The sequence below is a fragment of the Streptomyces sp. DSM 120436 genome (genome assembly GCF_055778765.1).
On the sequence record NZ_JBSKBS010000001.1, the window covers coordinates 2,680,903 to 2,692,961 of the forward strand.

The following is a 12,059-nucleotide window of genomic DNA, read 5'->3' on the forward strand; positions in this document are numbered from 1 at the left end:
GGGGTGACCGAGAGGAGCGAACCGTGATCGTCGCCTTGATCATCGCCTGCGAGATCGGGTTCTGGGTGCTGCTGGCGGCCGGCCTGGCCTTCCGCTACCTGCTGCGGATGCCCCGCACCGGCCTGGCACTGCTGCTGTGCGAGCCGGTGCTGGAGGTCGTGCTGCTCGTCGCCACCGCGTGGGACCTGAGGAACGGCGCCGAGCCGAACTGGACCCACGGGCTCGCCGCGCTCTACATCGGCTACACGGCGGGCCACGGCCACCGCACCGTGAAGTGGCTCGACGGGCACGCGGCGCACCGCCTCGACGGCCGCCCGCTGGTGCGGCCACCGCGCTACGGCCCGGCCCGCGCCCGGCACGAGACCAAGGTGTGGCTGGGCACGCTGACCGCCGCCGTCGTGGCGACCGTGCTGCTCCAGCTCGCCATCTGGTACGTCGGCGACCCGGGCCGCGTCACCTCCCTGGAGTCCTGGCGCGCCACCGCCTGGCGGGCGGCCGGCATCCACGGCGTGATCGCCCTCAGCTACTGGCTCCGGCCGAAGAAGACGCCCCCCGGACAGGGGGAGTCCGCCCCGGACGCGGACGGCCGCGCGGACCGGGAGAAGGCGGTCCGATGAGCAGGGCGTCGCGGAACATGCTCGCGGGCGCCCTCACCGCGGGCGCCGGGCTGCTGCTGTGGCGGTACGCCGGGGAGGTGGACGTGCCGGTGGTGACGCCCGCCAAGGCGGGGGTGGTGCTGATGTGCGCCGGGGCCGCCGAGACGCTGCTCGGCGTCTTCCGCGCGCTGACCGGAGCGGCCGGGCGGCCCCGTCAGGCCCGTCGGGCGGATGACGCCGGGGAGACCGGCGGCGCTGCGCGGCCCGGGTGAGCGGGGTCCGGTGGGGCGGCCGCGCAGCCGATCGCCCCGCGCGGCGGCCGGCGCACCCTGCGCACCGCCGGGCCCCGCGTCCCGGCATGGTCCGCCGGACCGGCCCTACCGCTCGCCGCCCGGCACCCACAGCACGTCGCCCGTCTCCTTGTTGGCGATCCGCGCCAGGATGAACAGCAGGTCCGACAGGCGGTTGAGGTAGGTCGCGGTGAGCGGGTTCATCGTCTCGCCGTGCGCCTCCAGGGCCGCCCACGTGGAGCGCTCGGCCCGGCGCACCACCGTGCACGCCTGGTGCAGCAGGGCCGCGCCCGGCGTGCCGCCCGGCAGGATGAAGGACCGGAGCTTCTCCAACTGCTCGTTGAAGCGGTCGCAGTCCTCCTCCAGCCGGTCGATGTAGAACTGCTCGACCCGCAGCGGCGGGTACTGCGGGTTCTCCACCACCGGCGTCGACAGGTCGGCGCCCACGTCGAACAGGTCGTTCTGCACGCGGGTGAGGACCGCGGCCACCTCGTCCGGGAGCCCGCCCAGGGCGAGCGCCGTGCCGATCACCGCGTTCGCCTCGTTGGCGTCCGCGTAGGCGGAGATCCGCAGATCGGTCTTGGCGACCCGGCTCATGTCCCCGAGGTGGGTGGTGCCCTTGTCGCCGGTCCGCGTGTAGATGCGTGTCAGGTTGACCATGAGGCCAGCCTAGTGAGGCGCCGGCGGCTTCAGGACACCCGTGTGCGCACTGTCACGGCGCGGGCGACGGGGTGAGCAGCAGCACCAGCAGGCCCTGGACGCGGGTGCCGTCCGCCGCGTCCCACGCCCCGGCGACGTGGCCCGCCGCCCCCGGCTCCGCCCGCGGGACGCCGTCCGGGGCGGGGTGCGGGGTGCGCAGCACGCGCAGCACCGTGCCGTCCGGCGCGGTGAGCTCGGTGTGCTCCTCGGTGTCCACGACCGTGGGGAACTCCGCCGGCACCGGTCCCTCGCCCGCCAGGGCGCGGGTCACCTCATGGTCCGGGGCGTCGCTCACGCTCTGCGCCTGCGGCTGGGCGCGGCCCTCCACCAGCGCCGCCAACTCGGCGACGGCCACCGGGTCGTGGCAGGCGTCGTAGATCCAGCGGCGGCCCAGCACACCGTGCTCGGCGGTGCCGAGCAGGGCCGCGTCCGCCCCGTCGAGCGGCGCGCCGCGGTAGGCGAGCGGCACCAGGTAGACGGCCGGGGCGTCGCCGGAGTCGTCCCGGACCACCATGAGCTCGATGCCGACCTCGCCCTCGGGGTCGTCGAGCCGGAAGCCGCCCGCCTTGCTCAGCCGCGGTCCGCCCGGACCGCCGTGGTACCAGGGCCGGGTGGGCAGCCAGCCGGCCAGCAGCTCCAGCTTGGCCGGCCGGAGGGTGGTGCGGTGGATCACGGACATCCCGGGCTCTCCTCTTCGACGGGCGGACACCGGGCCCCACCCTCGCACCGGCGGCGCCCCGGCGCGACGGCTTTCCGCCAGGTCCCGGCCCCCTCCGGCGTGCGGGGCCCGGGAGACGGCGGGCGTGCGCGACCTGACGGTCCGTCGGGTCCGCCGCGCCTGCCGCCGGTGTGATGTCCGTCATGTGAGACGTGACGCGCGTTACTTACCGGTCACAGGGCCCCTCACGCCCGCTAATGTCCGCTCCTGGAGAACATGGACAGCGCGTATCAGGGGAGTCGCACAGTGGCACGCAAGCTCGCCGTCATCGGGGCCGGACTCATGGGGTCCGGCATCGCCCAGGTCTCCGCACAGGCGGGCTGGGACGTCGTCCTGCGCGACGTCACCGACGAGGCGCTGACGCGGGGCACGGACGGGATCAAGGCGTCGTACGACAAGTTCGTCGCCAAGGGGAAGCTCGAGGAGAAGGACGCCGAGGCCGCCCTCGCCCGGATCACCACGACCACCGACCTCGACGCCTGCGCGGACGCGGACGTCGTGGTCGAGGCCGTGTTCGAGAAGCTCGAGGTCAAGCACGAGATCTTCCGCACGCTCGACAAGCTGGTGCGCGAGGACGCCGTCCTCGCCTCCAACACCTCCGCCATCCCGATCACCAAGATCGCGGCCGTGACGGAGCGCCCCGAGCGGGTCGTCGGCACGCACTTCTTCTCGCCGGTGCCGATGATGCAGCTCTGCGAGCTGGTGCGCGGCCACAAGACCAGCGACGAAACCCTCGCCAAGGCGCGGGAGTTCGCCGAGTCGGTCGGCAAGACCTGCATCGTGGTCAACCGCGACGTGGCCGGCTTCGTCACCACCCGCCTCATCTGCGCCCTCGTCGTCGAGGCCGCCAAGCTCTACGAGTCGGGCGTGGCGAGCGCCGAGGACATCGACCTCGCCTGCAAGCTGGGCTTCGGCCACGCCATGGGCCCGCTGGCCACCGCCGACCTCACCGGCGTGGACATCCTGCTGCACGCCACCGACAACATCTACACCGAGTCCCAGGACGAGAAGTTCGCGGCTCCCGAGCTGATGCGCCGGATGGTTGACGCCGGTGACATCGGGCGCAAGAGCGGGCAGGGCTTCTACGGGCACTGAGACCGCGCACACCCCGGCGTGCATCACACGCCGGGGTGAATTCGGTATCGGTTCGCTCACAGCCGGCAACCTCCGCGGTCGTCACACCGTCAGAAGTGTGCGACACCGGCCGACAGGACACCGCGGAGCACACCACGCATCACGGGGAGCGCATATGCACATCAGGGGCGACCACGCCGAGCTGGTCGTCGGGGGCCGCCTCGACGTCCGCAGCGCGGCGGACGCCCGTACGGTCCTTCACTCGGCCGTCGACGACGGAGCCGGCGACCTGGTGCTGGACCTGTCCGAACTGGACTCCTGGGACGCCACCGGACTCGGGGTGATCATGGGGGCCCACCGGCGGGCCGGCCGCTGCGGCCGGCGCCTGGTGCTGCGCGACGTACCGCCGCAGATGCAGCGCCTCCTGGTGGCCACCCGGCTGCACCGCATCCTGGCGATCGAGGGGGGCATCGGGGTGGACACGCTGCCCCGCGTGTAAGGGCGTACGGGTGCACGACGGACGAGCGGGAGAAGCCGGGCCCACGCCCGCGAACCCCGCGCCGCACGCACAATCCTCACGAGACCGTGACCACTCGGACGCCCCGGCACCCCGGGCTGTCGTGGATACTGACCGAAGGTTTAGGGTTCGGCTGCCCGCTGCCTTGTAACCCTCGAGCGGGCCCGGACCAGAAGCGACAGCGCGGTGTGCAGCGAGGCCGGCGAGGGCTTCAGCCACGACGCTTTTGGGGGCTAGGACCTATGGACCCGAACCGCACGGGACCCGAGGAGTACGGCCGCGGCGGCGACGCGCCGCGCCCGCGCCCTCCCAGGGAGTCCCTCACCTCCGACTTCGGACAGCACACGCCCGCGCCCGCCCGCACGGTGCGACTCGTCTCCGGCGACTTCCTGCTGACCGTCAACCCCGTCGACGGCAGCGAGATCGAGCCCTGCCCGCCCGCCGAGCTGCCCGGCCGGCCCGCGAAGCGCACCGAGGCCGAGCGCGCCGAGGCGGGGCGCGCCGCCGTCCCGCCCGCCCCTCCGGGTCCGGAGCGGCCCGCACTGCCGCTGGTGGCCCGCCAGGAGGAGCGGGAGCGCCTGGTGCGGCTGCTCGCCCGCGGCCGCTCCGTGCGTCTGGTCGGGCCCGGAGGCTCCGGCCGCACCCGGCTGCTCGACGTCGTCGCCGAGGACTGCGCCGACCTCGCCCCCGACGGCGTCCTCCGCCTCAGCGGCCACCGCCGCTCCGCCGACGACCTCCTGCACGACCTCTTCCACGCCGCTCACGACGCGCCCCTGCACCGCCCCGACCGGGACGAACTGCTCGACCGCGTCCGCGAGATCGGCGCCGTCGTCGTCCTGGACGACCTGGAGTTCGGCGGGGCCGCCCTCGACGAGCTGCTGGACGCCACCCCCGAGTGCGCCTTCCTGTTCGCCGTCACCCCGGACGTGGCCGCCCCCTCCGCCGACGCCGGCGTCGAGGACGTCGAGCTGTCCGGCCTCGACCGCGCGGCCGGCCTCGACCTGCTCGGGCACGCCGTCGGCCGGAGCCTCACCGACGAGGAGACCACCTGGGCGGGCGACCTGTGGTTCGAGTCCGAGGGCCTGCCGCTGCGCTTCGTCCAGGCCGGCGCCCTGCTCCGGCAGCGCGACCGGCTCCGGGCCGGCGCCGTCGCCGTCGACGAGTTCGGCGTCTTCGAGGACGTACGGCCCGACGAGGCGCCCTACGACCCCGCCGCCGACGGCGACGAGGTGCCGCTGCCCTCCCTCGGCGAGGCCGCCGCGCCCGCCCCGCTGCTCGCCTCCCGGCTCAGCGCCTCCGCCCGCGCCACCCTGGAGTTCGCCGTCGCGCTCGGCGGCGAGGTGCCCCACCAGGCGCACCTGCCCGCCCTGGTGGGTGACACCCATGCCGACGCCGCCCTCGGCGAACTGGTCGCCTGCGGCCTCGTCTCCCCGGTCGGCGCCCGCTACCGGCTCGCCGCCGGCGTCCCCGCCCAGCTGGAGGCCGCCGGTTACGCCGACGACGCCGGCATCCGGATCCGCGAGGCCGCGCGGCACTACGCCTGGTGGACCGGGCACCCCTCGGTGACCCCGGAACGCGTCTGCGCCGAGTCCGACGCGGTCCTCGCCGCGCTCACCGCCCTGACGCCCCTCGGCCCCGGCACCGCCGACGAGCCCAGCACCGCCGTGCAGCTCGCCCGCACCGCCGCGCCCGCCTTCGCCTCGGGACTCCACTGGAGCGCCTGGGAGCGGGCGCTGCGGGCCGGCGCGGAGGCCGCCCGCATCGCCGGGGACGTGGGCGAACAGGCCTACTTCCACCACGAGCTGGGCATCCACGCGCTGTGCGCCGGACAGCTCGACCGGGCGCGCGCCGAACTGGAGGCGTCCATCGGCCTGCGCGGCGTCCTCGCCGACAAGCGCGGCACGGTCGCGGGCCGCAGGGCGCTGGCCCTCGTCGCCGACCGCTCCGGCGTGCCGCTCGCGCTCGCGCCGACCGTGGCCGAGGAGGTGCCCGCGGCGCACGTCGAGGAGCCGGCGTCCCCGCCCCGCGGGGCGCCGATGGCCTTCCCCGACCTCCAGCCCCCGGCCGACACCGGTCTGGTCGTCTCCCCTCCGGTGCCGGCCGCGGCGGCCCCGCGGCCGGCCAAGGGGCGCGTCGCCGGCGGCCTCAAGGGCCTGGCCCGGCGCAACCTGGTCGCGGCGGGCGCGGGCGCCCTGCTCGTCGCCGTCCTGGGCACCGTGGTCACCCTCGGCGCGACGTCGGGCAACGACGCCGAGACGCCCTCGGAGAACGTCGGGGTGAACCCCTCCGCGAGCCAGGGCGTCGACGACGGGAGCCTCGACGCGGACCCGGCGTCGGGCGATCAGGACGACACCGGGAAAGCCCCCGCCCGCCCCTCCGACCCCGGCCCGGACGGCACGCCCGGCACCGCGGACGACCCGACGCCGACGGCCACCGGGTCCGACGAGCCGTCGGACGAGGACACCGGCGGCACGGAGTCGGGCGAACCGACGAAGTCGGTGTCGCCGAGCACCGAGCCGTCCACCTCGCCGGACCCCGAGGAGCCGCCCACGGATCCCGAGGAGCCCCCGACGGATCCCGAGGAGCCGCCCACGGATCCCGAGGAGCCGCCGACGGACCCCGAGGAGCCCCCCACGGACACCCCCACCACGACGCCCGGGGAGCCGTCCACCAGCGTCTCCGCCAGCGACACGGCCTCCTCCGCCCCCGTCGAGGCCTCCACGAGCGCCGCCCAGAGCACCGACCCGGGCACCGACCCGGGCGTCCCCGGCGACGCCGAGCCGCTCATCTGACCCGCCGCGCACGCCGGGGGGCCGGGTTCCCCGCGGAACCCGGCCCCCCGGCGTGCCGTCGCGGCCCGTCGCTCAGAACAGGCGCAGCTTGTCGTCCTCGATGCCCCGCAGCGCGTCGTAGTCGAGGACCTGGCAGCCGATGCCCCGGTCGGTGGCGAGCACCCGGGCCTGCGGCTTGATCTCCTGGGCGGCGAAGATGCCGCGCACCGGCGCGAGGTGCGGGTCGCGGTTGAGCAGTTCCAGGTAGCGGGTGAGCTGCTCCACGCCGTCGATCTCGCCGCGCCGCTTGATCTCCACCGCGACGGTCCGCCCCTCGGCGTCCCGGCACAGGATGTCGACCGGTCCGATCGCGGTCATGTACTCCCGGCGGATCAGGGTGTAGCCCTCGCCGAGGGTCTCGATGCGGTCGGCGAGCAGCTCCTGGAGGTGTGCTTCCACGCCGTCCTTGATCAGGCCGGGATCGACGCCCAGTTCGTGCGACGAGTCGTGGAGGATCTCCTCCATCGTGATGATGAGCTTCTCGCCCGCCTTGTTGACGACGGTCCAGACGCCCTCCTGTTCGCCGGTGCCCTCCTTCAGGGTGCACGGCGGCGACATCCAGTTGAGGGGCTTGTAGGCCCGGTCGTCGGCATGGATCGAGACGCTGCCGTCCGCCTTGACCAGGATCAGACGAGGTGCGGACGGCAGGTGCGCGGTGAGCCGCCCGGCGTAGTCCACGGAGCAGCGGGCAATGACGAGACGCATGGTCGGCAACGCTACTCGACCGGCCGGGGTGGACGCGATCCGCCCTCACAGGGGCCACGCGTGACCCGTGGGGCGCGTCCTGTATCTCCTGGAAAACGCGTGTTCCGCGATGGCCGATTACCGGCCCACAGGAAGTTCCGCATCCGCCCGTTCTCCTGGTGCGGTCACCGTCCGTTGCTTACGGTATTCAACGGGAGGTCGCGATCTGTGTACGCAGCGTGCCGTTCTCGCGCACTCCCTTATCTGTCAGGCAACCCCCGAGTGTTGGGGGTGCGAGAGGAGAACCCATGTCGCTCGACGTCTCACCGGCCCTACTCGAACAGGCCGAGCGAGGCGAGGTCGACGAAGCTGCCTTCGTCGACTGCGTCCGGACCTCCCTGCCCTTCGCGTGGGAGATGATCAGCTCCCTGGTGGCCCAGCTGAAGGTGGACGGCGGAGCCTTCGCCGACAACCAGACGCCCCCGCCGGACGAGCAGGCACGCGGTCAGCTGCTGCGTGCGCTCGCGAGTGACGCGATACGCGGTGCGCTGCAACGGCACTTCGGTGTGCGGCTGGCCTTCCAGAACTGCCACCGGGTGGCCGTGTTCCCGCTTGACTCCTCGGTCGACGAGACGCTCGCCCGCTTCACCTCGGTGCGCGGCCAACTGCTCAACCAGTCGCCGGAACTGCGCGACTGCTGACGCTCCATCGATGGCTTGCCGCTCCGTACGCGGGAGGTGCGGTCTGTACCGGGGCGGCAAGCGTCCTTGGAACATCCTTACCGGTCAGGTGAGTCGGGGGAGCACCTCGGTCCCGAGCCGCCGTACGTTCTCCTCCGTCGCGGCCAGGTCGCCGGAGCCCTCGACGAGCAGCGCGAAGCGGGAGATGCCGGTCCGCTCGCTGGTCGCGGCGAGCCGGTCGGCGCACAGCCGCGGGGTGCCCACCGGGTGCAGCCCGCACAGCAGCTCGGTGTAGGCCAGCGGGTCGCGCATCCGGCGCTCGCGGCCGTCCACCGTCACATGCGCCTCCAGCCCCTGTTTCAGCCAGCCGGGCATCGCCTTCAGCAGGGTCTCCGCCGCGTCCGAGCGCCGGTCCGCGATCTGGCAGACCCCGGCCGACACATGGGCCGCGCCGTCGATCTCCGCGGACGGCCGGCCGCCGGCGCGCGCGTGGCGCCGCCACAGGGCGACCATCTCGGCCTTCTCCTCGTCGCCGACGTGCATGCCGAGCAGCATCGGCAGCCCGCGCTCGGCGGCCAGCCGTACGCTCGCGGGGGAGGTGCAGGCGACCACGACCTCCGGGCCCCCGGTCTCGGTGAGCGCCTCCGAGGGCCGGGGGACGACGGGCACCTCGCGGAACCGGTACCGCTCGCCGTCGGCGCCCACGGACGGCTCGCGCAGCCAGCGCAGCAGCAGGTCGAGCGCCTCCGGGAACCCCTTCTCGTACGCCTCCAGGCCGGAGCCGAAGACCTCCAGGTCCACCCACGGGCCGCCGCGGCCGAGGCCCAGCGAGAACCGTCCGCCGCTGGCGACGTGCAGCAGCGCGGCCTGCTCGCCGAGCGCGACCGGGTGGGCGGTGGGCAGCACGCTGACCGCCGTGCCGACGCGCAGCCGCCGGGTGCGGCCGAGCAGCAGCGCCGCCAGGGTGACGGCGGACGGGCAGGTGCCGTAGGGCACGAAGTGGTGCTCGGCCAGCCAGGCCGTGTCGAGCCCCGCCTCCTCGGCCACTTCGGCCGAGCGGACCGCGCGGTGCAACGCCTCCCCTTCGCCCTGCCCGGGGAACCGGGCGGCCAACACGAAACTTCCAACGCGCATTGCTCTTCCTGCTTCCTTGGCTCCGACGCGGAGCTCCCCCGCAGGGCATAACCCCCCGACACGTGCCGAGGACACGGGCGGGTGAGCGACTTTGCGGATTGTCTGCAGAATGGGCCGCCCACGAGGGGCCGCCCCGTGCCACGGAGCGACTTGTGGCGATTGGCGCCGTACGCGCACCCCGGCCCGTGCCGCGTAGGCTGGACGCGGTCCGTGCATCCTGTATAGCCCCGTGAGGTGTCCTGTGTCCCCGCGTCGCAACCGACCCAAGGGAGCCGGTTCTTCCGGCCGGAGCGCCGAGGACGACCGCTCCGGGCGCTACGGCGGCTGGCAGTCCACGGAGCCCTGGCGGGGCGAGGAGTGGAGCGTGCGGCACGTGGCGGGCAGCAGCGCCCGCGGCAAGTCCTACCGGTGCCCGGGCTGCGACCAGTTGATCCCGGACGGGGTGCCGCACGTGGTGGCCTGGCCCGAGCACGCGGGCGTCGACGACCGCCGGCACTGGCACACCTCCTGCTGGAACGCGAAGGACCGCCGCACCACGCGGGTGCAGCGGTCCCGTAACGCGCCGAGGTTCTGAGCGGCCTTCCGCGTCGCTAGACGTCCCGCTTCCGCAACAGGGCGAACGCCCCGGCGAGCGCGGCCGCCGTGACGGCCAGCATGATCCACAGCGGGTCCCAGCCGGACGGGCCGGACTGCGACAGGGAGTTGGCGTAGAAGATGCTCATCTGGTTCGGGATGGAGTACTCGAACAGCGCCTGCTGCACGTCCCTCAGCGATTCGGAGAACATGAACAGCGCGATCACCAGCGGGGCCAGCACCGCGGCGATCATGAGGGTGATGGCGCCCGCCGAGTGCCGCACGACCGACCCGACCGCCAGCGACAGGGTGCCGAGCAGCGCCAGGTAGAGCGAGACGCCGACCGTGCCCTTCAGCCACTCCTCGCCGGTGGGCTCCGCGGCGTTGTACTCCTCCAGCAGCGACACGTGCAGCAGGCCGACGAGCGTGGCGCACACCAGGGTCGCCACGAAGGCGACCAGGAAGAACACCACGGCCTTCGCCGCGAGCACCCGGCCGCGGTTGGGGCAGGCGACCATCGTCGTGCGGATCATGCCGGTGCCGTACTCGGAGGCGGTGGTCAGCACGCCGAGCGTGATGAGGCACATGGAGCCCAGCAGCAGCCCGAAGAAGCCCAGCGACAGCGGGCTCTCGCCGCTCAGGTTCGGGTCGGCGTTCACGATCAGCGCGCCGGTGAGCAGACCGATGCCGATCACGAGCGCGACGAACACGCCCAGCGTCCACAGGGTGGAGCGCACCGACTTGAGCTTCGTCCACTCGGAGGCGAGCGCGTGCCCGAGGTGGGTGCGCACCACCGGGATGGGCGAGGTGTAGGTGGGATACGCCGGGCCGGGGGCGGAGGGTGCGGCACCGGGTGCTGCCTGCCACTCGGGTGCGGCGCTCTGCGGCATCGGGGGCTGGGGCGTGCTCATCGGACGTCCTCGGACTTCGTCGGCTCGGCGGTGGGGGCGGACGGGGGCGCGGCGGGCGGGGGAGCGGCAGCCGCGGCGGGCGGGGGAGCGGCAGCCGCGGCGGGCGGGGGAGCGGCGGCCGCGGCGGGCGGGGGAGCGGCGGCCGCGGCCGCCGGGGGAGTGGCCGGCGGGGCGCTCCGCGGCGCCTGCGGAGGCTGCGCGTACGGGTTCGGGGCGCCCGGAGCGGCCCCGGGGGCCGCGGGAGCGCCGTAGGGGCCCGCGGGGGCGGCCTGCGGCGGGGCGAAGGGCTGCCCGCCCTGCTGGGGCGGCGGCGGGGCGTACCAGCCGGGCTGGCCCTGTCCCGGCACCGGAACCGGAGGCTGCGCGCCCGGCGGCAGCGGCTGCTGCAGCCCTTCCTTCTGGTCGGTGGTCGAGCGGTAGTCGACGGCGCCCTGCGTCATCCGCATGTACGCCTCCTCCAGGGAGGCCTGGTGCGGCGACAGCTCCCACAGCCGTACGTCGTGCTCGTGGGCGATGTCGCTGATCCGGGGCAGCGGCAGTCCCGTCACCCGCAGCGCGCCGTCCTGCTCGGGCAGCACGTGACCGCCGGCCTCGGTGACCGCCGCGGACAGCTTCTCGCGCTGCTGCGGCTCCGTGTCCGGCGTGCGCACCCGGGCGAAGTCGGCGGAGTTGGCGGAGATGAAGTCCTTCACGCTCATGTCCGCCATGAGCCGGCCGCGGCCGATCACGATGAGGTGGTCGGCGGTCAGGGCCATCTCGCTCATCAGGTGGGAGGAGACGAACACCGTGCGGCCCTCGGCGGCCAGCGACTTCATCAGGTTGCGCACCCAGAGGATGCCCTCGGGGTCGAGTCCGTTGACCGGCTCGTCGAACAGCAGCACCTGCGGGTCGCCCAGCAGCGCGGCGGCGATGCCCAGGCGCTGGCCCATGCCGAGGGAGAAGCCCTTGGAGCGCCGGTGGGCCACCTCGTGCAGGCCCACCACGCCCAGCACCTCGTCCACCCGGCGGGCCGGGATGCCCGACAGCTGGGCCAGGCTGAGCAGGTGGCTGCGGGCGGACCGGCCGCCGTGCACCGCCTTGGCGTCCAGCAGCGCGCCGACCTGACGGGGGGCGTTGGGCAGCTTGCCGTAGGGGTGGCCGCAGATCGTGACCCGGCCCGCCGTGGGGTTGTCCAGACCGAGGATCATCCGCATCGTCGTCGACTTGCCCGAGCCGTTGGGGCCCAGGAAGCCCGTGACGGCGCCGGGACGCACCTGGAAGGAAAGGTCGTACACAGCGGTCTTGTCGCCGTACCGCTTGGTCAGGCCGACTGCCTCGATCATGCTCCGCACCCATCGAAAGGTTCAGGACAG

13 protein-coding genes are annotated in these 12,059 nt (G+C 74.1%); 7 read left to right on the plus strand and 6 right to left on the minus strand.

Translation table 11 applies throughout. The features are described from left to right. The first annotated feature begins 23 nt into the window (after window positions 1-23). Both ACWH4W_RS12420 and ACWH4W_RS12425 read left to right on the plus strand, forming a co-directional pair. A complete protein-coding gene (locus ACWH4W_RS12420) occupies window positions 24-617 on the plus strand; it encodes a hypothetical protein (RefSeq protein ID WP_473075801.1) in 594 nt (197 codons plus the stop codon). Beyond that, on the plus strand, window positions 614-868 hold the full coding sequence (locus ACWH4W_RS12425) for a DUF5708 family protein (protein WP_473075802.1): 255 nt from the start codon (window positions 614-616) through the stop codon (window positions 866-868). Before ACWH4W_RS12420 ends, ACWH4W_RS12425 begins: the two co-directional genes overlap by 4 nt. Before the next feature lie 105 nt (window positions 869-973). Here ACWH4W_RS12425 and ACWH4W_RS12430 read toward each other — a convergent pair whose 3' ends face one another. Both ACWH4W_RS12430 and ACWH4W_RS12435 read right to left on the minus strand, forming a co-directional pair. Then, window positions 974-1,546 (minus strand): cob(I)yrinic acid a,c-diamide adenosyltransferase, encoded by a 573-nt coding sequence (locus tag ACWH4W_RS12430; RefSeq protein WP_473075803.1) that lies wholly within the window; start codon window positions 1,544-1,546, stop codon window positions 974-976. A gap of 52 nt (window positions 1,547-1,598) precedes the next feature. Next, complete coding sequence (locus ACWH4W_RS12435; RefSeq protein WP_473075804.1) at window positions 1,599-2,264, minus strand: maltokinase N-terminal cap-like domain-containing protein; 666 nt, start codon at window positions 2,262-2,264, stop codon at window positions 1,599-1,601. Between the two features lie 285 nt (window positions 2,265-2,549). On the opposite strand from ACWH4W_RS12435, the gene ACWH4W_RS12440 reads away from it, so the two are divergent. The 3 genes from ACWH4W_RS12440 (at window position 2,550) to ACWH4W_RS12450 (ending at window position 6,686) form a co-directional block, all read left to right on the plus strand. Beyond that, complete coding sequence (locus ACWH4W_RS12440; RefSeq protein WP_473075805.1) at window positions 2,550-3,398, plus strand: 3-hydroxyacyl-CoA dehydrogenase family protein; 849 nt, start codon at window positions 2,550-2,552, stop codon at window positions 3,396-3,398. A 154-nt stretch (window positions 3,399-3,552) separates the two neighbouring features. Next, a complete protein-coding gene (locus ACWH4W_RS12445) occupies window positions 3,553-3,876 on the plus strand; it encodes an STAS domain-containing protein (protein ID WP_024884536.1) in 324 nt (107 codons plus the stop codon). Between the two features lie 260 nt (window positions 3,877-4,136). Next, on the plus strand, window positions 4,137-6,686 hold the full coding sequence (locus tag ACWH4W_RS12450) for an ATP-binding protein (protein WP_473075806.1): 2,550 nt from the start codon (window positions 4,137-4,139) through the stop codon (window positions 6,684-6,686). Window positions 6,687-6,758: 72 nt separating this feature from the next. Here ACWH4W_RS12450 and nucS read toward each other — a convergent pair whose 3' ends face one another. Further along, entirely contained in the window at window positions 6,759-7,430 is a 672-nt protein-coding gene (nucS, locus tag ACWH4W_RS12455; protein ID WP_473075807.1) for an endonuclease NucS, read from the minus strand. 287 nt (window positions 7,431-7,717) lie between these two features. On the opposite strand from nucS, the gene ACWH4W_RS12460 reads away from it, so the two are divergent. Beyond that, a complete protein-coding gene (locus ACWH4W_RS12460; protein ID WP_473075808.1) occupies window positions 7,718-8,110 on the plus strand; it encodes an SCO5389 family protein in 393 nt (130 codons plus the stop codon). Between the two features lie 84 nt (window positions 8,111-8,194). On the opposite strand, the gene ACWH4W_RS12465 is transcribed toward ACWH4W_RS12460, so the two are convergent. Further along, complete coding sequence (locus ACWH4W_RS12465; RefSeq protein ID WP_473075809.1) at window positions 8,195-9,223, minus strand: LLM class flavin-dependent oxidoreductase; 1,029 nt, start codon at window positions 9,221-9,223, stop codon at window positions 8,195-8,197. Between the two features lie 241 nt (window positions 9,224-9,464). Here ACWH4W_RS12465 and ACWH4W_RS12470 point away from each other — a divergent pair, with 241 nt between their 5' ends. Beyond that, complete coding sequence (locus ACWH4W_RS12470) at window positions 9,465-9,797, plus strand: ATP/GTP-binding protein (protein ID WP_473075810.1); 333 nt, start codon at window positions 9,465-9,467, stop codon at window positions 9,795-9,797. Window positions 9,798-9,813: 16 nt separating this feature from the next. Here ACWH4W_RS12470 and ACWH4W_RS12475 read toward each other — a convergent pair whose 3' ends face one another. Together ACWH4W_RS12475 and ACWH4W_RS12480 are read right to left on the minus strand one after the other, a co-directional pair. Continuing rightward, the gene (locus ACWH4W_RS12475) at window positions 9,814-10,707 is read right to left on the minus strand and encodes an ABC transporter permease (RefSeq protein ID WP_473075811.1); all 894 of its coding nucleotides are present in this window, start codon (window positions 10,705-10,707) and stop codon (window positions 9,814-9,816) included. Next, the gene (locus tag ACWH4W_RS12480) at window positions 10,704-12,029 is read right to left on the minus strand and encodes an ABC transporter ATP-binding protein (RefSeq protein ID WP_473075812.1); all 1,326 of its coding nucleotides are present in this window, start codon (window positions 12,027-12,029) and stop codon (window positions 10,704-10,706) included. The genes ACWH4W_RS12475 and ACWH4W_RS12480 overlap by 4 nt, the downstream gene beginning before the upstream one ends. Between the last annotated feature and the right edge of the window lie 30 nt (window positions 12,030-12,059).

Excerpts from the sequence above, each read along its gene's own strand:
- ACWH4W_RS12445 (WP_024884536.1), top strand. The coding sequence starts at position 3,553 with ATGCACATCAGGGGCGACCACGCCGAGCTGGTCGTCGGGGGCCGCCTC.
- ACWH4W_RS12430 (WP_473075803.1), bottom strand. The coding sequence starts at position 1,546 with ATGGTCAACCTGACACGCATCTACACGCGGACCGGCGACAAGGGCACC.
- ACWH4W_RS12435 (WP_473075804.1), bottom strand. The coding sequence starts at position 2,264 with ATGTCCGTGATCCACCGCACCACCCTCCGGCCGGCCAAGCTGGAGCTG.
- nucS (WP_473075807.1), bottom strand. The coding sequence starts at position 7,430 with ATGCGTCTCGTCATTGCCCGCTGCTCCGTGGACTACGCCGGGCGGCTC.
- ACWH4W_RS12460 (WP_473075808.1), top strand. The coding sequence starts at position 7,718 with ATGTCGCTCGACGTCTCACCGGCCCTACTCGAACAGGCCGAGCGAGGC.
- ACWH4W_RS12425 (WP_473075802.1), top strand. The coding sequence starts at position 614 with ATGAGCAGGGCGTCGCGGAACATGCTCGCGGGCGCCCTCACCGCGGGC.
- ACWH4W_RS12475 (WP_473075811.1), bottom strand. The coding sequence starts at position 10,707 with ATGAGCACGCCCCAGCCCCCGATGCCGCAGAGCGCCGCACCCGAGTGG.
- ACWH4W_RS12480 (WP_473075812.1), bottom strand. The coding sequence starts at position 12,029 with ATGATCGAGGCAGTCGGCCTGACCAAGCGGTACGGCGACAAGACCGCT.
- ACWH4W_RS12450 (WP_473075806.1), top strand. The coding sequence starts at position 4,137 with ATGGACCCGAACCGCACGGGACCCGAGGAGTACGGCCGCGGCGGCGAC.
- ACWH4W_RS12465 (WP_473075809.1), bottom strand. The coding sequence starts at position 9,223 with ATGCGCGTTGGAAGTTTCGTGTTGGCCGCCCGGTTCCCCGGGCAGGGC.